Genomic DNA, 25,988 nt, shown 5'->3' with positions numbered 1-25,988 from the left:
GTCAGGTCTCCTTCGAGGTCGTGCGAGCCAAGTGGATGCCGAGGCGGTCCGCCCGGCGTTCCGCCGGAGTCCTCCGCTCATCGAGCCAGAGGTGTAGGACGTCGAGGGCTCCGGGGCGGAGCGTCACCGTGCGAACGCGTCCCTGCTTGCTCGACGTGATGACGCGTGCGTCCTCGAGCACGCGGAGATGCTGGAGCAGGGAGGGCAGTGCCATCGAGAACGGCGCCGAGATTTCGGAGACCACCGCCGGCGACTTCGCCAAGCGCTCCACGATCGCCCGTCGGGTGGGATCCGCGAGCGCGCGGAACACCGCGTCCACCTCATCGGAATAGTTAGGCACATACCTAACTATTACGAACCGCGACGCGCGCGTCAACCCGTCGCCTCACCACGCGCCGCGAGATCGACAGATGGAGCCTCTCGAAGGCGCAACGGATCAGACGGTCGCGTACCAGCCGTCGATTGCGAGGTCCGACCCGGCTCGTGGCATGTACTGATCGAAATACACCCGCGACACGAGTTCACGGCGGCTGGTCACGCCCGCCTTCTCGAAGATCGACTTGAGGTGATCCTGCACGGTGTACGGCGACACATGCATCGACGCCGCGATCTCCTTGGTGTCTGCGCCGCGCAGCACCGCCCCGACGACTTCGCGCTCCCGGATCGTCAGCGCAAAAGCAGCCGCAACGATGTCGATGACCTCCTGCGGGCGCGCTTCCTCGATCGTCACGACCACGTCGCCGGCACGGTCGCCGAGACCGCCGAGGGGTGCAGCGTGCAGTACGAGCCAGACCCCGTCCGCCGTGCGCGTCCGGGTGCGCGGCATGGCGGGGGAGGCTCCCGAGGCGAACCGGCGGGCGCCGCTGACGAGCGCCTGGATGTAGGTCAGGGGGTCGGCGCCGGGAGCGGAGAGTTGCGCGAGCCGCTCCTGCGCGCCGGGGCTCGATTGCACGATGCGATCCGACGAATCGAAGATGATGACCGCCGGGCCTGACGGATGCACCGTCTGCCTGCGGGCCAACTGGGAGAGCAGACCTGTCCGGATGCCGCGCGTCAGTGCCGGCGCGACACTCGCGAGGAAGGCCAGCTCACGAGCGTCGAACACGGCGTCGTCGCTGCCGCGCAGCACCGACATCGTGCCCCACACGCCGGCGCGATCGGCGAAGACCACTCGCGCCTCATCGACGTACCCGAACCGGGGCAGTACCAGGTCGGCCATGCGCTCGATGCGCTCGACCTGGCCGCCCGTCGTCGCGTGGATCCCCACGGCGACATGTCCCGCGGACGCGGCCGCGTCGTAGTGCGTCGCGTCGGGTTCGCCGCCGTACTCGATGCGCGCCCAGTCGACGTCCGCGTCGTTCCTGCCGTACAGGTCGCCGAGCTTGTGGGTGCTGGAGATCATCGAGGTCGCGGGATCCGTACTCGAGAAACAGCCCGCGATGAACGGTACGACGGTCAGGAGGGCGTTCGCGGACTCCTCCATGAACTCCGCCAGGGGAAGGCCCGCGCGGGAGATCACTTCGATGTCGCTGCGCGCGCGTCCGGCGGCCAGGGCGATGGACATGGAAAAAGTGTCCTCCCTCGGGGCCGGCGCCGCCATCCCAGGATTCTGGGGGTACGAAACTCCCCGGATCTCTGGGATGGATGCCGGTCGTGGCCTCGGGCAAAGTCGTGCCGTCAGATCATCCGAGAGAACGGTAACCACCATGTTGTCATCCACCGATATCGCCCTCGACGAGCGCGCCGAGAAGCTGCGCGAAGCGCTCGGCACCCGTGTCGTCCTCGCCGGCGACCCCGACTACGACGCCGTCCGTGTGGCGTGGAACGTGGCCGTCGAACAGCGGCCGTTCGCGGTCGTCACCCCCGAGTCTGCGGAGGACGTCGTCGCCGTCGTCCGTGCGGTGACCGCCGCCGGTCTCCGGCTCGCCCCGCAATCCACCGGCCACGCCGCGCCGGCGCTCGCCGACACCGATCTTTCGGACGTCGTGCTCGTTCGCCTCGCCGCCCTGCGCGGGGTCACCGTGAACCCCGAGACCCGCACCGCGATCGTGCTGGGCGGATCGCACTGGAACGATGTCCTCGCCGCCGCCGCCCCGTATGGGCTGACAGCCCTCCACGGCAGCGCGGGCGACGTGTCGGTCGCGGGGTACTCGCTGAACGGTGGCGTCTCGTTCTATGCCCGAGCGCACGGACTGGGCGTGAACGCGGTCCGTGCTGTCCAGATGGTCACGGCGGACGGTTCACTCGTCCGTGCCAGCGCGGAGGAGAACGAGGACCTGTTCTGGGCCGTCCGCGGCGGGTCGGGTGCGTTCGGCATCGTGGTCTCGCTCGAGATCGAGCTGCTTCCCTACGCCGACGTGTTCGCCGGGATGCTGCTGTGGGACGCCTCGCACACTCCAGTGGTCAGCCGGGCGTGGAAGGACTGGACGTCCTCCGTGCCGGAATCGGTCACCTCGACCCTGCGAGTCCTGCATCTGCCGCCGCTGCCCGAACTGCCGCCTTTCCTCTCCGGCCGTTCGGTCGTCGTGATCGATGGGGCGGTTCTGGAGTCGGATGCTCGTGCAGCGGAGTTGCTCCTTCCTTTGCGTGAACTCGCGCCCGAGGTGGACACGTTCGCTCGCATCCCCGCCGCTGCCCTCGTCCAGGTCCACATGGATCCTCCCCAGCCGACCCCCGCGATGACACGTCACCGGATGCTCGGCTCGCTGCCGGATGAGGCCGTCGCGGCGTTCGTGGCGGTCTCCGAAGATCCGGCGCTCTTCATCGCCGAGCTGAGGCACGTCGGTGGCGCCGCCTCCCGACCGGTTCCAGGTGGCGGGGCGGTGTCCGCGCTCGCCGGGGACTACGTCGTGCACGCGATCGCGGTGGCCCCCGTGCCGGAGGCGGTACCCCCCGCGCTCGCAGCGGCGACGGCGTTCGTCGAGGCGTTCGAGCCGTGGGCTCACGACGCGCTGGCGCTCACGTTCCTCGACGGGGGCATGGATCGTGCGTTCGGGTTCGGAGCTTCGCTCGATCGGCTGCGCGCCGTGAAGGCGCAGTGGGACCCGCGTAACGTGTTCGCGGCGAGCAACCCCGTTTAGCCGTCGCGGTTCGAAGTCGACGGGCCAGGGTGAGCGACCTCGGTAGCTCACCCTGGCCCGCTTCATCCACGGGAGACGGCGTTCCCTGCCGCGATGTTCAGTTCGTCAGGAAAAGGACGCTGACGAGCATCGCGATGATGAAGGTGCTGAAGGCGAACCCGACATAGGTCTGACCCGTGACGATGGACCGCGCGCGCGTGGTCAGGCTGTTGACGTCCGACGAGGAGAACGTCGTCGCGATCTGGGCGGACAGCTAGGAGTAGTCGGCGAGCCACGCGGCGATCCGTCGGCCCGACTTCGCTGAACTCCCCGGGAAGCGACACCATGTGGCTCTCGTTCGCGATGAGGACGCAGGAGTCGCCTGGATAGGCTGGAACGATGACGACCACGCAACGGTCGGCGCCGGAGACGTCCGGCGGACGCCCTTCCACGATCAAACGATGGGTGTTCTGGCCGGCTGCGGTCGTCGCCCTGTCGTTCAGCGCCTTCGCCCTCTTCGCGCCGCACCTCGCCGAGGAGTTCTTCGGCGCCGTGCAGTCGACGATCATCAACGCTTTCAACTGGTACTACGTGCTGATCGCGGCTTTCTTCGTCGCCTTCGCCCTCGTCATCGGGTTCAGTCGGTTCGGCGACATCCGTCTCGGCGCCGATGACGAGAAGCCCGAGTTCTCGCTCGGCGCATGGTTCTCGCTGCTCTTCGCGGCCGGCATGGGAATCGGTCTGGTGTTCTACGGAGTCAGTGAGCCGCTGAGTCACTTCGTCTCGCCCCGACCGGGTGTGACCGGAACGCCCGAGCAGCTCGCGCAGTCCGCCCTCAGTCAGACGTACCTGCACTGGGGTGTGCAGGCATGGTCGATCTACGTCGTGGTGGGGCTCGGGCTGGCGTACGCGATCCACCGGCGCAAGCGCCCGATCTCCATCCGCTGGTCGCTCGAGCCCCTCCTCGGCAAGCGGGTCGAGGGCGGTTGGGGCAACGCGATCGATGTCGTCGCGCTCGTCGGAACGCTCTTCGGTGTCGCGACGTCGCTCGGCCTCGGTGTGCTGCAGATCAGCGCAGGATTGGATGCCGCGGGTCTGTTCGAGCCGACGGTGCCCGTCCAGATCGGCATCATCGCCGTGATCACGGTGCTGGTTCTCGCATCCGTGCTGTCGGGCGTGACGAAGGGCATGAAGTGGCTGTCGTCCTTCAACCTGATCCTCGCCGGGCTGCTCGTCGTGTACCTGCTCGTGTTCGGGCAGACGGAGTTCTTGCTGCGCGAGTGGGTGCAGTCGATCGGCAACTACATCCAGAACTACATCGGCCTGTCGTTCAACGTCAGCGCCTTCCAGGGCGCGGCCGGTGAGGCGTGGCAGGCGGGGTGGACGTCCTTCTACTGGGGATGGTGGATCTCGTGGGCCCCGTTCGTCGGCATCTTCATCGCCCGCATCTCGCGGGGCCGCACGGTGCGACAGTTCGTGATGGGCGTCATCATCGTGCCGACGCTCATCACGATCCTGTGGTTCAGCGTGCTGGGCGGATCGGCGCTGTACATCGAACTGACCAACCCCGGAGCCCTCACGCAACCCGACGGCAGCGTCGACCTCAACACGGCGCTCTTCCAGATGCTGGAGTACATTCCGGGCACGCCCGTGCTCACGATCGGCGTCATCGTGCTGATCACGGTCTTCTTCGTGACGTCGTCGGACTCGGGCGCGCTCGTGATGGGGATGATCGCAACCGGCGGTCAGATCAACCCACGCCGATGGGTGCGGGCCTTCTTCGCGGTGACGAGCGCGGTCCTCGCGATCGCCCTGCTGCTCGCGGGGGGCCTTCAGGCTCTCCAGACGGCGGCGATCATCATCGCTCTGCCCTTCAGCGTCGTGATGCTGCTGATCTGCTGGTCCACCGTCGTCGCCTTCAGCAGAGAGCGCCGCGCCTACGACCGCGCCGCCCGAGCGCAGTTCGTCGACCACATCGGCGAGTACTACGGGCTCGAGGTCGAAGAGCCGACCGCTCGCGGCGCACTGCGGGAGCCGTCTTGGATGCGCCGCCTCGCGCATCGCATCGGTCTGCAGCAGGATCCGCCGCGCGACGGCATGACCGCAGCGTCCGACGGGCCTCCACGCGCGGCGTCGACGGAAGCCCTCGACGCCGCCAACGTCGAGCCCTCGGGCGTGCCGACGAGCGACGTCGACCGGGTCGTGGAGCACGATCCCCGGTCATCCGATGATGTGGACGATGTGCCCGACCGCGAGATCCACGACGGCGGCGAGCCGCTGCGATAGGTGCCGTCGGCGATCGTCGTACGCCGTCATGCGCCGCGAACCGGGCGGGATCGGCCCGCCCGTCCGTCGGCGCCTCAGTCCAGGTGCTCGCCGGGGGCGGAGCCCGCGTCATCCGCTCGCTCTTCCGGCGGTTGGCCCCGCTTGCGCGGGTCGAGCTCGCTGACGACCGCGCCCGCGACGATGAACGCCGCCCCGAGGATCGCTATCGCGGGCAGGCGCTCCCCCGCGATCCGCCCGACGATCCCGGCCCACACGGGTTCGCCGGCGTAGATGATCGTGGCCCGGGTCGGAGAGACAGACCGTTGCGCCCAGTTCATCGTGAGCTGGATGATGCAGCTAGCGGCTCCCAGGGCGACGGCCGCGCTCAGCCAGACCCACGAGAAGGCGGGAGGCTGCTCGCCGACGACCGGCATGGTCGCCAGCCCCAGCAGGCCGGCGACGAGAAGCTGCACCACCGTCACCCGGCCCAGGTCGACCCGGCCCGCGAACACACTGATGAGGATGATCTCGGCCGCGATCGGAAGCGTGCTCACGAGGGTCGCGATCTCGCCCGCGCCGAAGGCGAAGCCGACGCTCGTCGGGTCCGCCACGAGAATCAGCCCGACGAATGCCAGTGTCACCCCGATCCAGGTGAGCGGCCGCGGCGGTTTGCGGAAGACGATCCACTGCAGAACGGGGACGAGCGGGACGTACAGGGCCGTGATGAAGGCGGATGTGCTGCTGTCGATCGTCTGAAGCCCGACGGTCTGCAGGCCGTAGCCGAGGAAGATCATCACGCCGATCGCGGACCCGGCGCCGATCTCTCGCCAGCGCATGCCCGGCAGAACGCGCGCGAAGATGACCGCGCTGATCACCCCGGCGGTCAGGAATCGCATGCCGACGAAGAACCACGGGCCGCTGTACTGGACGGCGACGTGGACGATCAGGAACGTCGAGCCCCACACGGCGGTGATCAGAACGAGAGCGAGTTCCTGCCGCGTGAACGGTCGCCAGCGCGACCCGAGTTTTGGCACGCTTCACACCCTAGGGCGGGCGGAACGTTCTCGACGGCCGTATGGACCGGCAGCTCCCGCAGGCCGGCGATCGCGACGTCCTGGTCGGCGACCCGCGACTCCCCCGGCAGGCGTAGCACTGCGTCGCAGTGCTGCAGGAGTCGTTGCGCGACCGGGTACATCACGTCCGCAGCCAGCGGGTCGGTCGGCCGTTCCCCCCTGGACTCGCTCGCGGAACGCGGTGTTCGATTGCTGCACGCCGACTGGCGGAGCGCTACCGAACGCGACGGACGTCGAGAGCGCCCGGCACGCTCACACGCTCGCCGAGGTCTTCGCCCCGCGCGAAGCGACCCCACACGGCGCGCACGCGGCGACCGGATGCGTCGATGTCCGCCCACGCGGTGCCCGTGACGAGGTCGGCGGTGCGCCAGGCATCCGCGTCCCCGAACAGCAGGGGCAGGTCGACGGTGTGCGCCGAGCCCCAGCCGCTGCCCGGCGCCGACCAGTTGATGACGTAGTGATGCGCGCGTCCGCCGGCCCGAGCGTGACGGCGCGCGAATCGTCGACTGTCCCGCGCGTACACGAGACGCGTGACGAGGGCGACCACCGCCCGCCCGACGAGCGCGCCGAGCACCGGAATCCGCAGCACGCCCTGCAAGCTCGGCAAGCGGGGCAGGAACAGGGCGGCCTCTTCCGCGGTGTGTCCGATCAGGATGTCGATGCTCGGCGCCGCGGCATCCCAGGCCGCGTCCAACCCGGCCTCGTCGGGCAGCGGCGCCTGCCCGTACTGCGTGCCGAACGCCATGCCGCCCTTCAGCCCGAAGCGCGATGCGGCCTGGTCGACCGACGGTTGCATTGCGAGGATGTCTGCCGGCGACGCATCCGGATCCGCTCGCCCGAGCGACTCGTCGAAGACGTCGTTCATCGCTGCCGACATCGCCGATCGCCCGCGTGCCAGGCCGAGCGGCGCGCTCTGGATGATCGCGCGCGCGAAGAGTCCCGCCGCACCCGGGGTCGCCATGAGGTGCGCGACCGCGTCACCGCCGGCCGACTGCCCGAACGCCGTGACCTGGCGCGGATCGCCCCCGAAGGCCGAGATGTTGCGCTGCACCCACGCGAACGCGGCGAGCTGATCCAGCAGGCCGAGGTTGGCGGGACGCCCCGGCACTCCCCCGAGGAAACCGAACAGTCCGAGGCGGTACGTGACGGTGACCACGATCACCCGTTGTTCCGCGACGAGAGCGGCGGGGTCCATGATCGGCAGGTCGCCCGCGCCCGAAACGTACGAGCCGCCGTGGATCCAGACCATGACGGGCAGGTCGTCGCCCGGCGCTGTACCCGCGGGCATCGTGATCGACAGGTGCTGGCAGTTCTCGTCGAGGCGCCGCTGGTCGAGGGTGCTGCCGAGGACGCGGTCGAGAAACGGCATCGCGCGCTGCGGGCAGGCCGGTGACCAGTCCGTGGCTGCCAGCGGCTCGATCCCGTCGGGGATGGCGGATGGCTCGGCGAACCGCCGCGCGGACGCGTACGGAATGCCGGTCGCCCGAACCACCGGCCCGTCGGCCCAGCCCCGGACCGGCCCGCACGGCGGTGCGAACTCGGGAGTGAACGCGGACTCAGGGGCAGGGTCGGCGGTCACAGCCAGTGCTTCTTGCGGAACACGACGTAGAGCGTGATGCTCGTCGCGGCCATCATCGCCAACGCCATGGGATAGCCCCACACCCAGTGCAACTCGGGCATGTAGTCGAAGTTCATGCCGTAAACGGTTCCGACGAGCGAGGGTCCGAAGAGGATGGCGGCCCAGCCCGAGATCTTCTTGACCTGCTCGTTCTGCTCGAGCGCCGTGTCGGTCTGCCGCTCGCTCACGAGCGTGGCGTTGACGGTGAGCGCGTTCTCGAGCAGCGACCGGAACGTTGCGATCCGATCGGTGATCGACAGCGTGTGGTCGTGCACGTCACGCAGCGAGCGTTGCAGTTCGATGTCGACACCGTACTTCTCGGCGCCGCGATGGAGGCCTTCCAGCATCTCGGCGAGAGGCTGGGTCGCGCGTTGGAAGCTGATCACCTCGCTCGAGAGCTCGTAGATGCGTTGCGAGAGCGACGCGCCCCCGCCGCCGAACAGAGAGTCTTCGATCTCGTCGATGTCGTTCTCGACCCCCGCCACGACCGGCCGGTATTCGTCGACGACCTCGTCCAGGATGGCGTAAAGCACCGCCTCGGGTCCGAGCGACAGCAGCTCGGGCTGTGACTCCAGGCGATGGCGGACGCGTGCCAGGTCGGGTGATTCGGCATGCCGGATGGTCACCACGAAGTCGGGTCCGACGAAGACGTGCAGCTCGCCGAACTCGACCGTCTCGGTCGCATCCATGTAGCGCGCGGGCCGCAGCACGGTGAACAGGATGTTCCCATAGCGCTCCAACTTGGCGCGCTGATGACCGGTCAGCGCGTCCTCGACGGCCAGGGGGTGGAGCGAGAACTCGTCTGCCACCTGGCGGATCTCCTCGGGCGTCGGCCGGAACAGGCCGATCCAGGCCATGCCCCTCCGTGCCCGCATGAACTCGAAGGTCTCGCGCAGGTTCGCGGGGTTCTCGATCCGGCGGCCGTCCACGTACACGGCGTTATCGACGATGGGCATCGTGGATCAGAGCCCCCGAAGTCCGTCGATGCTGAATGCGTTCTTCTGAGCGCGGTACTCGTGCATTCCGTCCGGGCCTTTCTTCTCGGCGTGGAGCCGGATGAGATCGCGCTCTTCGCGCACGTCCATGACCGGCACGCCCCAGCCGCACGAGTCGCTGACGCGCGTGACATCGACCGCGATGACCGCCCGCGTGCTGGGGTTGTCGGGATGCCGTGCCACCACTTCTTCGAACCCGGCCTCGCCGGGCAGCAGGACCGTGCCGGTGCCGTGCAGGCGAACGATCCGGGGGCAGCCGTCGAACGACGTGAACATGACGCAGATGCGCCCGTTCTCGCGCAGGTGCGCAATCGTCTCGATGCCGCTGCCGGTGTAGTCGACCCATCCGACCCTTTTCGGTCCGAGCACCGAGAAGGTGTCGTGTCCGCGCGGCGAGACGTTGACGTGACCGTCCTCCGCCAGGGGCGCCGTCGAGACGAACCAGAGGGGCTGAGCCTCCATCCATTCGGCGAGCTTCGGATCGATGGCGTCGAGGACTTTGCCCATGGACCTCACGATATCGCCGCCGGGTGAACAGTCCGTTCGCTGCCGCGGCAATCGCCCGCGATCTGCCCTGACGGTTCGCCAGCTCGAGTCGTAGGCTCGCACCATGACCGGACTGGTGCCCTACCTCAGATTCGACGGCCGGGCGCGTGAGGCGCTGACGTTCTACCGCGACGTCTTCGGGGGTGACCTCGAGATCCATACGTATGCCGAGATGGGCAACGAGGAAGGACATCCGGATGCGGTGGCTCACGGCATCCTCAGTGGACGCGTCGCACTGTTCGCCTCGGATGTCGCGGGCGGCGAGGCACCGCTCGCACCGCTCGCGACCGCGGGCCTGATGTTCTCACTGCTCGGCACGGCCGACCCGGCGACGCTCTCGACCTGGTTCGCGGCGCTCACCGAGGGGGGCGAGGTCGTCGACCCCCTGCAGGAGCGACCCTGGGGAGCCCACGACGGGCGGGTGACCGATCGCTTCGGGGTGCCGTGGCTGATCGGCTACGAGGACTGAGGCCCATCGTGAAGAGAAAGTCCGTGCAATTGTCCGGCGCACACGTGCTCATCACCGGCGGGGGCAACGGCATCGGACGGCTGATGGCGCTCGGCGCCGCTGGGCGCGGTGCTCGCGTCACCATCTGGGACCTCTCCGAGGAACGCGGACGCCGGGTTCGCGACGAGATCCGTGAGCGGGGCGGCAGCGCTGAGGCGACGACGGTCGACATCACGGATCGGGAATCCGTCGACCGGGCCGCTGCCGAGACGGGGGCGGTCGACATCCTGGTCAACAACGCGGGCGTCGTGACGGGCAAGCGACTGCTCGACGCGGAACCCGATGCCATCCGGCGTACGTTCGAGGTCAACACCCTCAGCCTCTACTGGATGACGCGCGCATTCCTCGGCGGGATGATCGCACGCGACCGCGGCACGGTCGTCACGATCGCCAGCGCCGCGGGACTCGTCGGTGTCGCGCGTCAGACCGACTACTCGGCCAGCAAGTTCGCCGCCTTCGGTTTCACCGAGTCGCTGCGGGCCGAACTCGCCGCGGACCACAGCCGCGTCGGCACGCTCGTGGTCTGCCCGTACTACATCAACACCGGCATGTTCGCGGGGGTCAAGACGAAATATCCGCGGCTCTTGCCGATCCTCGACGAGCAGGACGTCGCGACCCGCATCCTGGACGCGATCGAGCGCGGCAAGCGCCAACTCATCATGCCCCGGCTCGCGCGGTTGATCCCCGGAGCCCGGATGCTGCCGGTGCCGGCCTTCGACGCCGTGTTGAACGCCCTCGGCATCAACAAGACGATGGACGACTTCCGCGGGCGCGCGGACGGACGGTAGCTGGCGCTCCGTCAGCGCGTGGCGGTACCCGCGAGCAGGTCCGGGTGGTGGATCTCGGCGACGTCCGGGTGCGCGCGCAGCCGCGACTTGAGCTGGTTCTCGCCGTACGAGCCGTGGATGACGTTCGTCGGATCCTGTTCGATCCCCCGCGCAGCGGCGCGGTACTCGGGCGACATGACCAGCCGAGGGACGACAGCGTCGAGACGCGGGTTGAAGAAGAACGGAACCGAGATGCGCTCGGAGCCCTCGGTGGGAGCGATCACGCGGTGCACGGTCGCTCGCAGGTAGCCGTCCGTCGCCCACTCGAGCAGTTCGCCGATGTTGACGATCAACGCACTGTCCTGCGGCGGCACGTCGTGCCACTCGCCCTGGTATTCGACCTGGAGGCCTCCGGCATCCGGCTCGATCCAGAGCAGCGTGAGAACGCCCGCGTCCTTGTGTCGCCCGACCCCCTGGCGGGAGCTCGCCGTTTCGGGCACGCCGGGATAGCGAGCAATCTTGATGTGGATGGAAGGCTCGTCCTCGAAGATGTCGAGAAGCTGCGTGGGGTCGCTGCCGAGCGCCTCGGACCAGGCGACGAGAAGTCGGCGGCCGATCACCTCGAGACGGTCTCGCCACTCTTCGATGACGGTGCGCAGCTCCGGCAGGGCGCTCGGCCACTGATTGGGGCCTTCCAGGCGCAGATACGCGGGGTCGTCGGGCCCGAGTTCGCGCGCCTCGCGCCCGGGGCCGATGTCGATCTGCTCGCGCCAATCGACCTTGCCCTGCGTGAGCTCGCCGCCGACGCGCGCGTAGCCGCGGAAGTACGGGGACTTCAGGTTCTCGATCTCGAGCTTCTGCTCGTCGGGCAGAGCGAAGAACGCGCGGGACGTCGACAGCAGTCGTGCCTGCAGCTCATCGGGAATGCCGTGGCCCACAAGGGTGAAGAAGCCCACCTCGTGCGTGGCGCGACGCAGTTCGTCGCGGAATCGATCGGCCGCCGCCGGTCCCTGGTCGAGCAGCGAGAGGTCCAGGACGGGGATCGGCGTGGCAGTCATGCTCCCGACGTTAGTCAGCAGTTCGGTGACGACGAAGTTGTGTTTCAGAGCATGACGACCCGCCGGGGTGATTCGGCCCTGGCTCGTCCGTCAGTGCCCGAACGGCCCGCTCCCGCCGGACGGCGGTAGCGTCGAAGGATGGCCCTCGCATCCCGCACGTCCAGCCGTTCTCCGCGACCCGCTATCGACCTCACGGTCGTGGCGAGTTCCTGGCTCACCCCGCACCTGGTGCGCGTGACGCTCGGAGGACCGGGATTCGCCCGGTTCGAGGATCGTGCGGAAACCGACAAGTACGTCAAGCTGATGTTCACGGACACCGATTCCCTGATCGTCACGAGGACATATACGGTTCACCGTGTCGATCACGAGGCGCAGACGCTCGACATCGACTTCGTGGTGCATGGCGCCGAGGGTCTGGCCGGCCCCTGGGCGGCGTCGGCGGCACCGGGTGCGTCGCTTCGACTGATGGGGCCGGGTGGCGGGTACGCCCCGAACACCGAGGCATCCTGGTACCTCTATCTCGGCGATCTGTCGGCCGTGCCCGCGATCGCCGCGGCGCTCGCGGCTCTGCCCGCCGACGCCGTCGGGGCCGCTTTCATCGAGGTCGACGCGGAAGACGCCATCGTCACGCTCGACGCGCCGCACGGCGTCGACGTGCACTGGGTCGTCGACGCTGAGCACGCGACCGAAACACTCGCCGATCGCGTCCGCGGCATGACGTGGCGCGACGGGACGGTCGACGTCTTCGCGCACGGGGAACGCGAATCGATGAAGGCGCTCCGGCGCGCGCTGTTCGACGAGCGCGGACTCGATCGTGGCCAGGTCTCGCTCTCGGGCTATTGGGCGCGCGGCCGGACCGAGGACCGCTTCCAGGCCGAGAAGCGCGAGCCGATCGGCCAGATCCTCTAGATCTGCGCCGCGCTCAGACCCGCACCAGGTTCAAACTCCGACGCGAGCGAACGCGTCGCGGCTGATCCCCTGGTCGAGCACGACCTTGGCCCATTCGCGGGCGCTGTGCAGCGAGTGGTCGCGGAAGTTGCCGCACTCGACGGCCGAGACCCCCGGGATGTCGGCCTCGACGGCCTCGTCCGCGATGAAGCGGAGGCTCTCGGTGAGCGCCGCGACGACGTCCGCGATCTCGGGCTCTCCCCACATCAGCAGGTGGAAGCCGGTGCGGCAGCCGAAGGGTGAGATGTCGATGACACCGTCGATGCGATCCCGCAGCAGCCCCGCCAGCATGTGCTCGAGCGTGTGCAGCCCGGCCGTGGGGATCTCCCCCGCGTTCGGTTGGACGAGCCGCACGTCGAAGTTCGTGATCGTGCCCCCACCGGGACCGTGCTCGACCCCGATGCGACGCACGTAGGGTGCGAGCACCGAGGTGTGGTCGAGGGTGAAACTCTCGATCTCTGCCATCAGTTCCTCCTTGCGAACGCCACTCGGCCTCCCGGCCGTCAACGAGGTGTGTTCCCATCGTGCACGAAACCGAGCCCGTCGCGGCAATGCACCAGCATGCGCGAAGACGCAGCCGATGGGGCTCGGGCCGGAATAGCCTCGAGACATGGACGACCGATTCCGCTTCTCGACCGACCCGGACGACATCGATCGCGAGCTCGTGCACCGCTGGCTGAGCGAGCAGTCCTACTGGGCTCTCGGGCGTCCGCGTTCCGTGCAGGAAGCGGCGATCGACGCATCCCGGAACTATGCCGTGATCGACGATGAGTCGGCCGCGCAGGTCGCGTACGCGCGCGTCGTGACAGACGGTGCGACATTCGCCTGGCTGTGCGATGTCTTCGTTGCCCCGGATGTCCGGGGTCTCGGCGTCGGCGTCGGCTTGATGGAGGGGGTCGTCGCGGACCTGCAGCCGCTCGGGCTACGCCGCATCATGCTCTCGACGGCCGATGCGCACGGTCTGTACGAGAAGTTCGGGTTCGAGCCGCTCGCCCAACCCGAGCGGTGGATGGCACGGTTCCAGAGCTGAAGCCTGAGCGGGCATCGAGCCGGCAGCCGCGAGAAGGTGGCCGCGCATCGGCTCGCAGTGCCTCGTCAACGGTGGAACCGGCTCCGGTAAGCCCAGCTTCCAGCGCACACAAGCGCGGATGCCGGAGTCCGGCGTCCGCGTGATCGCCGTCAGTGATCAGTACGCGGCGCCGATCAATCCGCGCGGTGGCCGTCCATTCGGTGGCTGACGCACATCGACAGAGGGGGGCTCTACCTCTGAAGGGAGGTCGCGATGAAACCTCGCGCACGCCACATTGCCTGAGTGGAACTCGCCGGAGGGAAATCCGCCGCGGATGTGGCTGCCTCGTTCGGCTGTGTCCCGTCAGCCGCTGCCGATTCGCCGTTCCAGCTCGCGTGTGTACGTCCGGATCCGACCGGCCAGCGCCGGCCACTCCGAGGGTGCGATGCGCTCAAGCGGAAAGGTGAGCGTGAGGCACGCCGCAGGCCAGCCGGCATGGTCGCGTGCGGCGACCGACACCGATGCCATGCCCGGGGTGACCTCTTCACTCTCGGTCGCATAACCGGCGCGGCGGACATCGATGAGTTCGCGTGCGAGGCCCGACAAACTCCGGATGCGGTGGTGCGGTCGAGTGGCGAACGGCGCCTTATCGGCGAACAGAGCGCGTACCTGGGCCAGAGGAAGGGTGGCCAGCATCGCGCGCCCGCTCGCCGTGGCGTGACTGGGAAGCCGCACGCCGACCTCGGTGATGAGGGCTGGGCGCAGTTTGGCCCGCTCCTCCACGAGATAGATGACGTCGGTACCGCTGAGGACGGCCACGTGAGCGCTCTCACCGAGCCGGTCCACCATCGAGGCCAGGATCGGGGCGCTCAACCGCGTGATCGGCTCCTGACGGCTGAAGCCGGAGCTCAGCTCGAACGCCGCGAAGCCGAGCCCGTAGCGCTGCGCCTCGGGGTAGTGCACGGCATAGCCGTGGTCCTCCAGGGCGCCCAGGATGCGGTAGGTCGCCGCTCGGGGGAGGTCGAGATCACGGGCGATCACCGCGGCCGGCACAGGCCCTCGCTGCCGGGACATGTAGGTCAGCACACGCAGGGCGTGGCGAGCCGCAGGCGCGGAGGGCGCCGCACCTGGATCGGCCTGCTCGCGTCGTCTCACATAAGCGACCGTATTCGAAACATGGCCGCCAGCGGCACAGCGTGTGTTCCGACGACCGTCGTCTCATATATGAGACGACGCCTTCCTCTATGGACTCCCGCGCGCCCGACGGAGCGGTTCAGATGGAAGTATGACCCGAACGGATTCTGAACGAGTCGTCCGCGCCGCCCGCGGGGCGACGCTGACAGCCAAGAGCTGGCAGACCGAAGCGCCCCTGCGGATGCTGATGAACAACCTGGACCCGGAGGTCGCCGAGCGCCCAGCGGAACTGGTCGTCTATGGAGGCACCGGTAAGGCCGCCCGGAACTGGGAGGCATACGACGCAATCGTACGCACCCTCGAGGAGCTCGAAGCAGACGAGACCCTGCTGGTGCAGTCCGGCAAGCCGGTCGGGGTCTTCCGAACCCATGAATGGGCGCCGCGCGTGCTGATCGCCAACTCGAATCTGGTCGGCGATTGGGCAACGTGGCCGCAGTTTCGGCGTCTCGAGGCGTTGGGGCTGACCATGTACGGGCAGATGACTGCCGGATCGTGGATCTACATCGGAACCCAAGGCATCCTGCAAGGTACGTACGAGACCTTCGCGGCCGTCGCCGCGAAGCGGTTCGGGGGGACACTTGCCGGGACGCTCACGCTGACCGGTGGAGCGGGCGGTATGGGAGGCGCGCAGCCACTCGCTGTGACACTCAATGGCGGTGCCGTTCTGATCGTCGACGTCGACCCCGCCCGCCTCGCACGGCGCGTCGACCATGGGTACCTCGATCAGATGACCCACGACCTGGACGATGCGCTCGCTCAGGTCCTCGCCGCCAAGGCGGAGCGACGCGCGCTGTCGGTGGGACTGGTCGGCAACGCCGCAGAGGTCTTCCCCGCTATCCTCCGCCGGGGAGTGGCTGTCGATATCGTCACCGACCAGACCTCCGCTCACGATCCGCTGAGCTATCTTCCCGAAGGTGTCACGCTGGAGGAATGGTCGGCAGCCGCCGCCGACCCCGAGGAGTTCACGCGGCGCGCACGGGCGTCGATGGCCAAGCAGGTCCAGGCGATGGTGGAATTCCAAGACATCGGCGCGGAAGTCTTCGACTACGGCAACTCCATCCGCGCCGAGGCACAGCTGGGTGGTTACGAGCGCGCCTTCGCGTTCCCGGGGTTCGTGCCTGCTTATATCCGTCCACTGTTCGCCGAGGGCATGGGCCCCTTCCGCTGGGCAGCGCTATCGGGCGACCCGCGCGACATCGCGGCGACCGACGCGGCCATCCTGAAGTTGTTCCCTGAGGACGAGAAGCTGCGTCGGTGGATCACGGCAGCGGCAGAAAAGGTGCACTTCGAGGGCCTGCCGGCGCGCATCTGCTGGCTGGGTTACAAAGAGCGCCACCTCGCCGGACTGCGATTCAACGAGATGGTTGCCTCCGGTGAGCTCTCGGCCCCCATGGTCATCGGGCGCGACCACCTGGACTCCGGATCGGTCGCGTCGCCCTATCGCGAGACCGAAGCGATGGCGGACGGTTCCGATGCGATCGCCGACTGGCCGCTCCTCAACGCACTCCTGAACACCGCGAGCGGCGCGACGTGGGTTTCGATCCATCACGGGGGCGGTGTCGGCATCGGCAGAAGCATCCATGCGGGACAGGTCGTCGTCGCCGACGGCACCGAACTCGCCGCCGCGAAGATCGAGCGGGTGCTCACCAACGATCCGGGATCGGGCGTGATGCGCCATGTCGACGCCGGTTACGAGCGTGCAGCGCAGGTCGCGCGCGAGCGCGGGCTGCGGGTACCGATGTGGGAATGAGCACGACGATGCGCAGCGGCGATCAGCTCACCGGGATGCGGGAGATCGCGCAGATTGGTCGAGACTCGCGGCGCGGTGGTTACTCACGGTCCCTCTGGCAGCCGGCCGACATGGAACTGAGAGCGTGGTTCGTCGAGCGCGCCCAACGTCTGGGGCTGGATGTCGAGCACGACCGCAACGGCAATATCTGGGCGTGGTGGGGCATTCCCGGGCCCAACGCGATCGCCACGGGTAGCCACCTGGACTCCGTTCCCGGGGGTGGACCGTTCGATGGCCCGCTCGGCGTCATCAGCGCTCTCGAGGCGGTGGCCGCGCTGAAAAAATCCGGGTTGCGACCGTCGCGTCCGCTCGCCGTCATCGTCTTCGCCGAGGAGGAGGGTTCGAGATTCGGTGTCGCCTGCCTCGGCTCGGCGCTCATGACAGGGCGACTGGATCCGAACCGAGCTCGGGCTCTCACCGACGAGGCCGGAGTGTCGTTCGCCGAGGCGGCGCGCCGGGTGGGATTCGATACCAGCGGTATGGGGCCTGACCAGGCCGCGTTGGAGCGAATCGCCCTGTTCATCGAACTGCACGTCGAGCAGGGCAGGGGCCTGATCGAACTCGGTTCGGCCACCGCGGTCGCCAGCAGTATTCTTGCCCACGGGCGCTGGACACTTACCTTCAGCGGCCAGGGAAACCACGCCGGAGCAACGGCCATGCGCGAACGCGACGACCCGATGATCGCTGCGGCGCGGGCCGTGCTGTCGGTGCAGGAGGCAGCACTGGAGCATCCCGGTGCCCGCGCCACCGTGGGGCGCATCTCCGCCAACCCGGGAGGATCGAACGTGATCGCCTCCTCGGTGACGATGTGGCTCGACGCCCGGGCGGAGTCGGATCAGGCCACTCGTGCCCTCGTCGCCGACATCGCCGAGCGCGTGGGCGCCGACCGGTTCCATGAGGACTCGTGGACGCCCGAGGTCCGGTTCGACCCGGATCTCGCACGGCAGGTAGCAGCCACGCTCGATGAGGCCCCGATCCTTCCCAGCGGGGCAGGGCATGACGCCGGTATCCTTGCCGATCGCGTGCCGACCGCGATGATCTTCGTTCGCAACCCCACCGGGATATCGCACGCACCGGAGGAATGGGCGGAGTTGGACGACTGTCTGGCGGGCATCGCCGCGCTCGAGCGTGTACTGCGGAGCCTGCTGTGAGCGTCTGGTGCGAGAGGGTGATCGATGCCAGCGGCGTGCGGGACGGTGTGCGGTACCGGCTGGACGCGCGTGGCGCAGTAACGGCGGTGGAGATCGGAGTGGAACCGCGCGGATCAGACCTCGTCCTCGGCACTGCGCTCCCCGGGAGTGCCAACGCTCACTCGCATGCCTTTCATCGCGTGCTGCGCGGACGAACCCACGCTGACGGCGGCGACTTCTGGCAATGGCGCGACAAGATGTACGCGGCGGCGGCGGCGCTGACCCCAGAGCGGTACCAGGCGCTGGCGCGTGCGGTCTTCGCCGAGATGCTGGTCACTGGCTACACCGCGGTCGGCGAGTTCCACTACGTCCACCACCGACCGGATGGCGAGCCGTACCCGTTCGCGATGGAGGATGCCCTCATCTCCGCGGCCGAAAGTGTCGGCATACGCCTGACCCTCCTGGACGCCGCCTACCTCGCCGGCGGTGTCGCGCGCCCGCTTGGACCGCAGCAGCGGCGCTTCGGCGACGGCGATGCGCGCGGCTACCTCGATCGGTGGAATGCGCTCGCGCGTCGTCACCGCGGTGTCGGTGCGGCGCTTCACTCCGTCCGTGCCGTGCCGCCGGAGGCGATCGTCGAGATCGCGGGCGAGCTGCCCCCGGACGTCCCGCTGCACATCCACCTGTCGGAGCAACCGCAGGAGAACGCGGACTCTCTCGCGGCGTACGGCGCTTCGCCGACACAGATCCTGTTCGACGCAGGCGTGCTGGATGAGCGAATGAGCGTCGTGCACGCCACCCATCTGACAGACGAGGACATCGCGCTGCTGGGAGCTGCCGAGGTGACCGTCGTGATGTGCCCGACGACCGAGGCCGATCTCGGTGACGGCATCGGCCCGGCCCACCGGCTGGCCGCCGACGGTGCTCGCATCGCTCTCGGTTCCGACCAGAACGCCGTGGTCGACCCCTTCCTCGAAATGCGTGGCCTGGAGATGCAGGAGCGGCTACGTTCCGGGCTGCGAGGCCGGTTCAGCCCCGCTGATGTCCTGTCTGCCTCAACGGTCAACGGGTACAGATCATTGGGACACCGCATCGGTCCGCTGAACGTGGGCGGTCCGTGTGATCTCGTGGAAGTTCGGACCTCGTCGGTGCGAACGGTGGGCGCCCGACCCGATCAGCTCGTCTTCGTCGCGACCGGCACGGACGTGGCGCGGGTCGTCGTCGGCGGGCGCGTCGTGGCGGATACCGGAAAGCTGACGTCGGGTGAAGACCCCGCTGAGATCATGGCCGAGGCACTGGCGGCCCTGCAGTGAGCGAAGTGATCACGAACATCGGCGAGCTCACGACCAATACCGACAGGGGGCGCCTGGTTGATGCGGCCATCGTCCTCGAAGGCGGCCGCGTCGCCTGGATCGGTTCGGCCCGCGACGCTCCTGCCGCCGACACTCGCACCGACGCGGAAGGGCGCGCGCTGCTTCCCGGCTGGGTCGACATCCACACGCACACAGTGTTCGCGGGCGACAGGGCCGCCGAGTTCGAGTCACGGATGGCGGGCACACCGTACTCCGCCGGTGGTATCGGCACGACCGTGGCGGCGACGAGGGCGGCGACGGACGAGAACCTGCTCCGAGCCGCGCTGCGCATCCGCGACGAAGCGGAACGGCAGGGCACGACCTTTCTCGAGACCAAGACCGGCTACGGTCTGGACGCGCCGTCGGAGAGACGGCTGGCACAGGTGTCCCGGCAGGTCGCCGACACCGTGACGTTCCTCGGCGCACACGTCGTACCCCAGGGCGTCGATCGGAGGGATTACGTCCGTCTGGTGTGTGGTCAAATGCTGGCCGAGGTCCGCCCGTTCGTGGATGCCATGGACGTCTTCTGTGAGGAGGGCGCATTCACGGTGGAAGAGTCCCGCGAGATCCTCCTCGCCGGACGGGACGCGGGGTTGCGCCTGCACGTGCATGGCAACCAACTCGGACATAGCGGTGGTGTCGCGCTGGCGGTCGAACTGGGTGCGGCGAGCGTGGACCACTGCAATCACCTCAGCGCGGACGATGTCGAGATGCTCGCGGCGTCGCGCACTGTCGCGACCGTCCTCCCCGCCTGCGACCTGTCGACGCGTCAGCCACTCGCCCCGGCGCGTCGGCTGCTCGACGCCGGAGCCGCCCTGGCAATAGCCACGAACTGTAACCCTGGCAGCTCGTTCACCACCTCGATGCCCTATTGCATTGCCACCGCCGTGCTACAGATGGGCCTCTCGGTGGGGGAGGCAGTCGACGCCGCAACTCGGGGAGCAGCCCGCGCGCTCGGTCGGGACACAGGCGAAGACGCGATCGGAGTGGTGGCGGTCGGAGCTCGTGCCGATCTGCAACTGCTCGAGGCTCCCTCGGTGTCCCATCTCGCCTACAGGCCGGGTGTGCCCTCCCTTCCGGCCGTGTGGCGTGGGGGTGTGCGGGTTCGACGCGGATCGGCATGAGGATACTGCGGGCGGACGAGCGCACGACCCAGCCGTGGGCAAACGGCCGCGGTGTGACGAGCGAAGTCGCTACGCACATGAGCACCGCTCCCAGCGGATGGGACTGGCGCGTCAGCATCGCGACAGTCGCGGACGGCGGCCCCTTCTCCGCCTTTCCTGGGCACCGTCGGCTACTGACGCCGCTGGACGGTTCCCTTTCGCTTCGAGTCGATGGCCGTGTCCGGGAACTCAGACCGCATGAGGTGCTCGAGTTCGATGGGCAGAGCGCTACCTGCGTCCGTCGTCCGGCGCGGCCCCGCCTCGTGCTCAACGTCATCTTCGCTCCGACTTGGGGAGGCGCTGTTCTCGCCGTATCCGGGAAGGAGGATCGCGGGGGAGCTGCTCCGGGTCTGTCTGAGTGGGTGATTGTGCTCGCATTGCACGACGGTGCCGCGATCGGCGGTTTGCTGCTCGGCCGGCTGGATGCTGTGCTCTTCGAGCCGGGGGAGAAACCGCTCGACGCGAACGATTCACATTTCGCGGTCGCGCGGATGACGGCTAACTCAAGTGTCTGAAACGACAAGGCATGCAGGACGCGTTGTCGTTCTGGACAGACCCGATCAAGCAGGCACGCGAGTAACGTCGGGATGCCGGTATACAGCCAGCAGGATCGAGGTCAGCGATGGTGGGGCAGGGCGTGCCGACGGAAACCTTCCGCGCGGTCGCGGGGCACTTCGCCTCCGGGGTGACCGTCATCACCGCTCACGTCGAAGGCCGCCCTTTCGGCACCACGGCTTCCGCCGTGTCGTCGCTCTCGCTAGAACCGCCGATGATGCTCGTCTGCCTCAACCGGACGAGCGCCACCCACGACGCGATCGCGGCAGAGGGTCGCTTCGGAGTGAGCATATTGGCCCGCAACCAGTCCGATTTGGCATACAGGTTCGCGAAGAAGGGCGATGACAAGTTCGACGGCGTGCCGGTGTCGACCTTCGAGGGCATCCCGACGTTGAACGGTGCGATCGCCACGATCGTGTGCGATGTGGAGGAGACCGCGATCGGTGGAACCCACACGGTTTTCCTTGGTCGAGTCCGTCATGCCGGTACGCAGCCCGGCGAACCCCTCACCTACTTTCGCGGACGGCTCGGCAGTTTCACCGAGGAGAGCGACCAGGACGTCTACGAGGCCGTGCGCGAGTGGGTCATGCGCCGCCGGACCGCTGTCGGCGAGCATTTGGATCCGGACGAACTGTCGGCGGCTGTGCGAGGATCGGTGGCGTCGGTGCGTTCGGCGCTCATCCGACTCTGGGCGGAGAACCTGGTCACGAGAGATGCGGCGGGGTCCTTTTTCCCAGCGCCGTTGACGGTCGAGTCGATAGCCGGAATCACCGATGCGCGCACAGCTATGGAGGTTGGTGTGCTGGAGGCCTACGGCACGAGTTCGGGGGGCCGAGCCGACAGTCTGTCTCGTCATGTTGCGGCTCTTGAAGCTGCCCGCGAAGGGCACGATCTTGGAGCTTTTCTCGCGGCGAGCGCACAGTTCCACGAGGCGCTCATCGCTTTCTCGGGCTCCCCTCATCTGCTCTCGGCCTTTCGCAAGCTCGACATATCGTCGGTCTGGTCTGCGACGCTCACGGGCGAGGAGTGGACGGAGTTTCTGGACAACCGCGATCTGGTCGTTGTCGCCGATGCCGCGCTCCGCGGTGATGCTCGCGTTGCGAGCGAGGCGATCGCCCAGCACGGAACTCGGGTCAAGGCGGCCGCAATTCGAGCCGTGCGACACCGCGGTGGCTTCATATGAGGGGGTCGCTGTCTACAACGACCAACAGCGCGCCGCTTCTTGTCTCCCTACACAAGACGTATCGAGCGGGTACGCGGCTACTGTCGGGACACGTCCTTGTCGAGAGGCGTTCGGTGCTCGAGGGCCCACTGGGCCGGCCCGCCGATTCCACAGCAACACCGACAATGAGAGGCGTTCAATCATGGAACGTTCCCGAACCCGAACCCGGGCAGTTCTGGCTGCAGCAGCCATCGTCGTCACATCCACTCTGGTGACAGCTTGCGCGTCGACAGGCGGCGCGCCCTCTCCGTCCGCCGATGGCGGCGCCCTCGCTGGCAAGGACATCTACCTCGTAGGTGCGGGCGACGTGAATCCGTGGGCCAAGGCGCACAATGCGACGATCATCGAAGGACTCGAGGAGCAGGGCGCCGACGTGACTTACCTGCAGGACCCCTATGACGTCGAGCTCGAGGTCCGTAACCTCGAGCAGGCCGTCGCGGCGGCACCCGATCTCATCCTCCTGCTCGCCGTCGACTTCCAGGCCACGATTCCCGCGCTCAGCCGGGCACAGCAGGCGGGCATCCCTGTCTTCAACCTGTCCGACCCGCCTGGTGAGACCGAGGAGTATGTCACCGCATCCATCGAGGCGGATCATGTTGCACTCGGGACCTTCGCCGCGGAGAACATCATCGAGGGGCTTCAGGCGCAGGGGCTCGAGGAGGCGAAGATCATCGCTATCACGGGTACGCAGAGCCTGGAGCAGGTCGGCGTACGCATGGAGGCCTTCGAGGAGAAGATCGGTGAGCATCCCGGTTACGAGATCGTCGCGATCGAGGACGGTAACTGGGACCAGGCGACCACACAGCGCATCGCAGAGCAGCTCTTCGCGCAGTACCAGGGGCAGGGCGGTATCCAGGCCGCGTATGGGATGGCGGACAATCAAGCGGCCGGAATCATCCAAGCGGCAAAGCAGGCAGGCCTGGAGGTCGGGTCGGATGGCCTGATCGTAACCGGATCCAACTGCTACCAGGTGGGAATCGAGTCCATTTTGGCCGGCGAGCAGTACGGCACCGCCACGCAGTCTCCCTACGAGGAGGGCGAGTTCGTCGTGGAGCAGGTCATCTCCTACTTCGGGGGGGAGCAGCTGCCCAAGCGACAGCAGGCTCCTGAGACGCGGGTGACCGTGGCCAACGCGCAGGAGATCCTCGACGCGGGTCTCTGCCCGTAGCAGTACCGGAACATAGTCGTTACGAGGGGGAGCAAAGATGCCGGACATGCACGATCGACTTCACCTCGTCGGGATGACCAAGCGGTACGGAACTTTCACCGCGCTCCAGTCCGTGGATCTCGCCCTTCGCCCGGGCGAGATCCACGGGCTGTGCGGTCATAACGGCGCCGGCAAGAGCACACTCATCAAGATCCTCGCGGGGATCGTCCCGCCCACCGTCGGGACCATGTACATCGATGGGGAGGAGGTCGAGTTCCGGGATCCGCGGGCAGCCCAAGCCGCTGGCGTGGCGCTCGTCGACCAGGAGCTGAGCGTGGTGGATGCCCTCAGCGCCAGCGACAACCTCGCTCTCGGCGGTGGGCGAACGTCGTGGATCGTGCATCGCGGACGTCTCCGCCGGCGAGCGCAGGAAGTCCTCGCCCGCGTCGGGCTCGCAAGCCTCGATCCGTCAACGCCCGTCAGTGAACTCTCGCTCGGGCAGCGTCAGCTGCTTGAGATCGCGAGGGCGCTGGGCAGAGACGCCAAGATCCTCATCCTCGACGAGCCCACAGCTACCCTCAGCGAAGCGGAGATCGAACACGTGTTCGCCGCTGTAAGAAACATCGCCGACGCGGGCACCAGCGTCCTGTTCGTCTCCCACCGGCTCGGCGAGGTTCTGACACTGTGCGACGCCGTCACTGTGCTGCGCGATGGCAAGCGTGTCGTCACGGCGCCGGTGGGTGAGCTCACACGCCGAGAACTCGTTGCGCACATGTTCGGCGCACCCCACGCCGAGACGTCGGTTTCTCTGAGACGACACGACAGGGCGGAGCCACCGACCGTCCGGTTACGCGGCATCGGCTCCCTGCCGATGATCTCCGGGTTCGACCTCGACATAGCGCCGGGAGAGATCGTCGGCATCGCGGGACAACTCGGAAGCGGCGCCACCGAACTGCTCACGGCGCTGGCAGGCCTGAGCCACACCGCCGAGGGCTCCCTGGAATTAGACGGCAAGAACGTCCCGCTACGATCGCGCACAGCCATGCAGGACGCGGGAGTGGAGTTCGTCGGAAACGATCGGAAACACGAAGGTCTCTTCCTCGATCAGACGGTAGACGCCAACATATTGGCCACCCGATTGGCCACGATCTCGCGGCTGGGCATCATTGACGGTTCCGCCGCTCGCTCAGTCACCGAGCGGATATCTTCACTCATCGGTCTGACGGGACGGAGAGCATCCGCCGTCCGCGGGCTGAGTGGAGGCAACCAGCAGAAGGTATTCCTCGGTCGCGCTCTAGAAAGGCCGGGTATGCGTCTGTTGCTCCTTGACGAGCCCACGCGAGGTGTCGACGTGAGCGGCCGGGCGGAGATTCACGCCCTGATCCGTTCGGCGGCCGAAGAGGGCGTTTGCGTGCTGTTCGCCTCGAGCGAGCTGGACGAGATCCTTGACCTCTCGGATACGGTGGTCACCCTCTTCTCCGCTCGCGTGCAGTCGGTGCGGCCACGCGCTGACGTCGATGCGCGCCACCTTCTCGCGGAAATGACCGGCGCGACGCTCGACGAGGTCATTGTATGACCGTCCAGTCGGCGGGGCTCGCTGCAACCGTCACCGATCACGCTTCCGCCGGGCGCCGCTGGCTCCCGCTCATCGTCGTCGTTGTCATCGTCGCCGGTCTCGTCATCGGTGCCTCCTCACTCGTCCCCGGGTTCGCCACGATCGCCAACGCGCGCGCCATCCTGTCGAGCATGACGCTCATCGGCATCGTGGCAGTCGGCATGTCATTCGTGACGCTTTCAGGGAACATCATCTCCACATCGCTCGGAACGACGGTCGTGATCAGTTCGATGGTCTTCCTGAGCGCGCTCACGTATGGCGTGCCCGGGGGCATCGTCGTCACACTCATCGTCGCCACAGTCGTGTGCGCGATGCAGGGTGCCATCATCGGAGCATTCGGAGCCAACCCCATCGTGGTCACGATCGCGTTCGGGATCCTACAGCTGGGGGTCGCCCAGTGGCTCACGGGTCAGTCCACGGTCTATCCCCCGAGTGGCGTCGACTTCGACTTCCTCACGGCCACGCCTCTCGGATTACCGGTGGCGACTTTCGTGCTCGTCGTGCTCGTCGTCGCCGCCGAACTCTGGTCGCGTCGCACACGTTTGGGCCGCGAACTCGTGCTCGTGGGAGCCAACCGCCGTGCGGCGCGCGCCGGGGGACTCCGGGTGACGGTCGTCGCCACGACGGCATTCGCGTGGGCCGGTGCATGTGCGGGGATCGCTGGAGTGTTTCTCGGGGCCGCGCAACGTAACGCGACGTTGCTCACCAGCGAGACCTTCACCTGGGACGCCATCGCTGCCGTCCTGCTCGGAGGCATGGCGATCGCCGGCGGCGCAGGTGCCATCTACCGCTCCGTCGCCGGTGCACTCGTGATCGCCGTGATTTCGAACATCCTGCTTCTGGCCGCGCTGTCTACCGGTGTGCAACTGCTCGTCAGAGGAATCGTCGTCTTCCTCGCAATCGTGTGTCTTCACGTGTGGAGGAGGTGGCTGAGATGACTGTGCGCGGACGCGCTCGTTGGGGGGCCCCGGTATG

Annotated in this window: 24 protein-coding genes; 15 read left to right on the top strand and 9 right to left on the bottom strand. The window is 67.8% G+C overall.

The window, feature by feature from the left end:
* Position 1: 1 nt before the first annotated feature.
* A complete protein-coding gene (locus tag CGU35_RS16190) occupies positions 2-340 on the bottom strand; it encodes an ArsR/SmtB family transcription factor (RefSeq protein WP_100812510.1) in 339 nt (112 codons plus the stop codon).
* A 96-nt stretch (positions 341-436) separates the two neighbouring features.
* Positions 437-1,564 (bottom strand): helix-turn-helix transcriptional regulator, encoded by a 1,128-nt coding sequence (locus CGU35_RS16185; protein WP_100812509.1) that lies wholly within the window; start codon positions 1,562-1,564, stop codon positions 437-439.
* A gap of 142 nt (positions 1,565-1,706) precedes the next feature.
* On the opposite strand from CGU35_RS16185, the gene CGU35_RS16180 reads away from it, so the two are divergent.
* A complete protein-coding gene (locus CGU35_RS16180) occupies positions 1,707-3,080 on the top strand; it encodes an FAD-binding oxidoreductase (protein ID WP_100812508.1) in 1,374 nt (457 codons plus the stop codon).
* A gap of 378 nt (positions 3,081-3,458) precedes the next feature.
* A complete protein-coding gene (locus tag CGU35_RS16175) occupies positions 3,459-5,345 on the top strand; it encodes a BCCT family transporter (protein WP_100812507.1) in 1,887 nt (628 codons plus the stop codon).
* A 74-nt stretch (positions 5,346-5,419) separates the two neighbouring features.
* Here CGU35_RS16175 and CGU35_RS16170 read toward each other — a convergent pair whose 3' ends face one another.
* The 4 genes from CGU35_RS16170 to CGU35_RS16150 form a co-directional block, all read right to left on the bottom strand.
* Positions 5,420-6,358 (bottom strand): DMT family transporter, encoded by a 939-nt coding sequence (locus CGU35_RS16170; protein ID WP_100812506.1) that lies wholly within the window; start codon positions 6,356-6,358, stop codon positions 5,420-5,422.
* Between the two features lie 253 nt (positions 6,359-6,611).
* The gene (locus CGU35_RS16160) at positions 6,612-7,976 is read right to left on the bottom strand and encodes a carboxylesterase family protein (RefSeq protein ID WP_100812505.1); all 1,365 of its coding nucleotides are present in this window, start codon (positions 7,974-7,976) and stop codon (positions 6,612-6,614) included.
* Positions 7,973-8,971, bottom strand: coding sequence for a magnesium/cobalt transporter CorA (gene corA / locus CGU35_RS16155; protein ID WP_100812504.1), 999 nt, complete (start codon positions 8,969-8,971; stop codon positions 7,973-7,975). Before corA ends, CGU35_RS16160 begins: the two co-directional genes overlap by 4 nt.
* Before the next feature lie 6 nt (positions 8,972-8,977).
* Entirely contained in the window at positions 8,978-9,517 is a 540-nt protein-coding gene (locus tag CGU35_RS16150) for a pyridoxamine 5'-phosphate oxidase family protein (protein WP_100812503.1), read from the bottom strand.
* A gap of 103 nt (positions 9,518-9,620) precedes the next feature.
* Between CGU35_RS16150 and CGU35_RS16145 the strand changes: the two genes are divergently transcribed.
* Together CGU35_RS16145 and CGU35_RS16140 are read left to right on the top strand one after the other, a co-directional pair.
* Entirely contained in the window at positions 9,621-10,025 is a 405-nt protein-coding gene (locus tag CGU35_RS16145; RefSeq protein ID WP_100812502.1) for a VOC family protein, read from the top strand.
* Between the two features lie 23 nt (positions 10,026-10,048).
* Positions 10,049-10,852 (top strand): SDR family oxidoreductase, encoded by an 804-nt coding sequence (locus CGU35_RS16140; RefSeq protein ID WP_232711365.1) that lies wholly within the window; start codon positions 10,049-10,051, stop codon positions 10,850-10,852.
* An 11-nt stretch (positions 10,853-10,863) separates the two neighbouring features.
* Here CGU35_RS16140 and CGU35_RS16135 read toward each other — a convergent pair whose 3' ends face one another.
* Entirely contained in the window at positions 10,864-11,889 is a 1,026-nt protein-coding gene (locus CGU35_RS16135) for an isopenicillin N synthase family dioxygenase (RefSeq protein WP_100812500.1), read from the bottom strand.
* 138 nt (positions 11,890-12,027) lie between these two features.
* Between CGU35_RS16135 and CGU35_RS16130 the strand changes: the two genes are divergently transcribed.
* Complete coding sequence (locus tag CGU35_RS16130; RefSeq protein WP_100812499.1) at positions 12,028-12,798, top strand: siderophore-interacting protein; 771 nt, start codon at positions 12,028-12,030, stop codon at positions 12,796-12,798.
* Between the two features lie 30 nt (positions 12,799-12,828).
* Here the strand turns inward: CGU35_RS16130 and CGU35_RS16125 are convergent, their stop codons facing one another.
* A complete protein-coding gene (locus tag CGU35_RS16125) occupies positions 12,829-13,302 on the bottom strand; it encodes an S-ribosylhomocysteine lyase (protein WP_100812498.1) in 474 nt (157 codons plus the stop codon).
* A 145-nt stretch (positions 13,303-13,447) separates the two neighbouring features.
* Here CGU35_RS16125 and CGU35_RS16120 point away from each other — a divergent pair, with 145 nt between their 5' ends.
* Complete coding sequence (locus CGU35_RS16120) at positions 13,448-13,867, top strand: GNAT family N-acetyltransferase (protein WP_100812497.1); 420 nt, start codon at positions 13,448-13,450, stop codon at positions 13,865-13,867.
* A gap of 342 nt (positions 13,868-14,209) precedes the next feature.
* Here the strand turns inward: CGU35_RS16120 and CGU35_RS16115 are convergent, their stop codons facing one another.
* Positions 14,210-15,001, bottom strand: coding sequence for an IclR family transcriptional regulator (locus tag CGU35_RS16115; RefSeq protein ID WP_232711364.1), 792 nt, complete (start codon positions 14,999-15,001; stop codon positions 14,210-14,212).
* A 130-nt stretch (positions 15,002-15,131) separates the two neighbouring features.
* Between CGU35_RS16115 and hutU the strand changes: the two genes are divergently transcribed.
* From hutU to CGU35_RS16070, 9 genes are all read left to right on the top strand, one after another.
* A complete protein-coding gene (hutU, locus tag CGU35_RS16110) occupies positions 15,132-16,790 on the top strand; it encodes a urocanate hydratase (protein WP_100812496.1) in 1,659 nt (552 codons plus the stop codon).
* Positions 16,787-17,980 (top strand): allantoate amidohydrolase, encoded by a 1,194-nt coding sequence (locus CGU35_RS16105; RefSeq protein WP_198519624.1) that lies wholly within the window; start codon positions 16,787-16,789, stop codon positions 17,978-17,980. The genes hutU and CGU35_RS16105 overlap by 4 nt, the downstream gene beginning before the upstream one ends.
* Complete coding sequence (locus CGU35_RS16100; RefSeq protein WP_232711363.1) at positions 17,977-19,272, top strand: formimidoylglutamate deiminase; 1,296 nt, start codon at positions 17,977-17,979, stop codon at positions 19,270-19,272. Before CGU35_RS16105 ends, CGU35_RS16100 begins: the two co-directional genes overlap by 4 nt.
* The gene (gene hutI, locus CGU35_RS16095) at positions 19,269-20,435 is read left to right on the top strand and encodes an imidazolonepropionase (protein ID WP_100812494.1); all 1,167 of its coding nucleotides are present in this window, start codon (positions 19,269-19,271) and stop codon (positions 20,433-20,435) included. Before CGU35_RS16100 ends, hutI begins: the two co-directional genes overlap by 4 nt.
* Positions 20,432-20,989, top strand: coding sequence for a HutD/Ves family protein (locus CGU35_RS16090; RefSeq protein ID WP_100812493.1), 558 nt, complete (start codon positions 20,432-20,434; stop codon positions 20,987-20,989). The genes hutI and CGU35_RS16090 overlap by 4 nt, the downstream gene beginning before the upstream one ends.
* Positions 20,990-21,111: 122 nt before the next feature.
* Entirely contained in the window at positions 21,112-22,212 is a 1,101-nt protein-coding gene (locus CGU35_RS16085; protein WP_232711361.1) for a flavin reductase, read from the top strand.
* Positions 22,213-22,393: 181 nt separating this feature from the next.
* Positions 22,394-23,419: a sugar ABC transporter substrate-binding protein gene (locus CGU35_RS16080; RefSeq protein ID WP_157814036.1), complete on the top strand. Its 1,026-nt coding sequence runs from the start codon at positions 22,394-22,396 to the stop codon at positions 23,417-23,419.
* 46 nt (positions 23,420-23,465) lie between these two features.
* Entirely contained in the window at positions 23,466-24,974 is a 1,509-nt protein-coding gene (locus CGU35_RS16075; RefSeq protein WP_198519623.1) for a sugar ABC transporter ATP-binding protein, read from the top strand.
* A complete protein-coding gene (locus CGU35_RS16070; protein ID WP_100812489.1) occupies positions 24,971-25,951 on the top strand; it encodes an ABC transporter permease in 981 nt (326 codons plus the stop codon). The genes CGU35_RS16075 and CGU35_RS16070 overlap by 4 nt, the downstream gene beginning before the upstream one ends.
* Positions 25,952-25,988: the final 37 nt, after the last annotated feature.

Origin of the sequence: Microbacterium sp. BR1 (genome assembly GCF_002812725.1) — a bacterium.
Classification (GTDB): domain Bacteria; phylum Actinomycetota; class Actinomycetes; order Actinomycetales; family Microbacteriaceae; genus Microbacterium.
This window is presented reverse-complemented; position numbering and strand designations above follow the sequence as displayed.

What these genes read in the sequence shown, in the direction of transcription:
- corA (WP_100812504.1), bottom strand. Translation starts at nt 8,971, where the DNA reads ATGCCCATCGTCGATAACGCCGTGTACGTGGACGGCCGCCGGATCGAG.
- CGU35_RS16175 (WP_100812507.1), top strand. Translation starts at nt 3,459, where the DNA reads ATGACGACCACGCAACGGTCGGCGCCGGAGACGTCCGGCGGACGCCCT.
- CGU35_RS16180 (WP_100812508.1), top strand. Translation starts at nt 1,707, where the DNA reads ATGTTGTCATCCACCGATATCGCCCTCGACGAGCGCGCCGAGAAGCTG.
- CGU35_RS16130 (WP_100812499.1), top strand. Translation starts at nt 12,028, where the DNA reads ATGGCCCTCGCATCCCGCACGTCCAGCCGTTCTCCGCGACCCGCTATC.
- CGU35_RS16135 (WP_100812500.1), bottom strand. Translation starts at nt 11,889, where the DNA reads ATGACTGCCACGCCGATCCCCGTCCTGGACCTCTCGCTGCTCGACCAG.
- CGU35_RS16120 (WP_100812497.1), top strand. Translation starts at nt 13,448, where the DNA reads ATGGACGACCGATTCCGCTTCTCGACCGACCCGGACGACATCGATCGC.
- CGU35_RS16075 (WP_198519623.1), top strand. Translation starts at nt 23,466, where the DNA reads ATGCACGATCGACTTCACCTCGTCGGGATGACCAAGCGGTACGGAACT.
- CGU35_RS16185 (WP_100812509.1), bottom strand. Translation starts at nt 1,564, where the DNA reads ATGTCCATCGCCCTGGCCGCCGGACGCGCGCGCAGCGACATCGAAGTG.
- CGU35_RS16080 (WP_157814036.1), top strand. Translation starts at nt 22,394, where the DNA reads ATGGAACGTTCCCGAACCCGAACCCGGGCAGTTCTGGCTGCAGCAGCC.
- hutU (WP_100812496.1), top strand. Translation starts at nt 15,132, where the DNA reads ATGACCCGAACGGATTCTGAACGAGTCGTCCGCGCCGCCCGCGGGGCG.
- CGU35_RS16090 (WP_100812493.1), top strand. Translation starts at nt 20,432, where the DNA reads ATGAGGATACTGCGGGCGGACGAGCGCACGACCCAGCCGTGGGCAAAC.
- CGU35_RS16125 (WP_100812498.1), bottom strand. Translation starts at nt 13,302, where the DNA reads ATGGCAGAGATCGAGAGTTTCACCCTCGACCACACCTCGGTGCTCGCA.
- CGU35_RS16150 (WP_100812503.1), bottom strand. Translation starts at nt 9,517, where the DNA reads ATGGGCAAAGTCCTCGACGCCATCGATCCGAAGCTCGCCGAATGGATG.
- CGU35_RS16145 (WP_100812502.1), top strand. Translation starts at nt 9,621, where the DNA reads ATGACCGGACTGGTGCCCTACCTCAGATTCGACGGCCGGGCGCGTGAG.
- CGU35_RS16105 (WP_198519624.1), top strand. Translation starts at nt 16,787, where the DNA reads ATGAGCACGACGATGCGCAGCGGCGATCAGCTCACCGGGATGCGGGAG.
- CGU35_RS16070 (WP_100812489.1), top strand. Translation starts at nt 24,971, where the DNA reads ATGACCGTCCAGTCGGCGGGGCTCGCTGCAACCGTCACCGATCACGCT.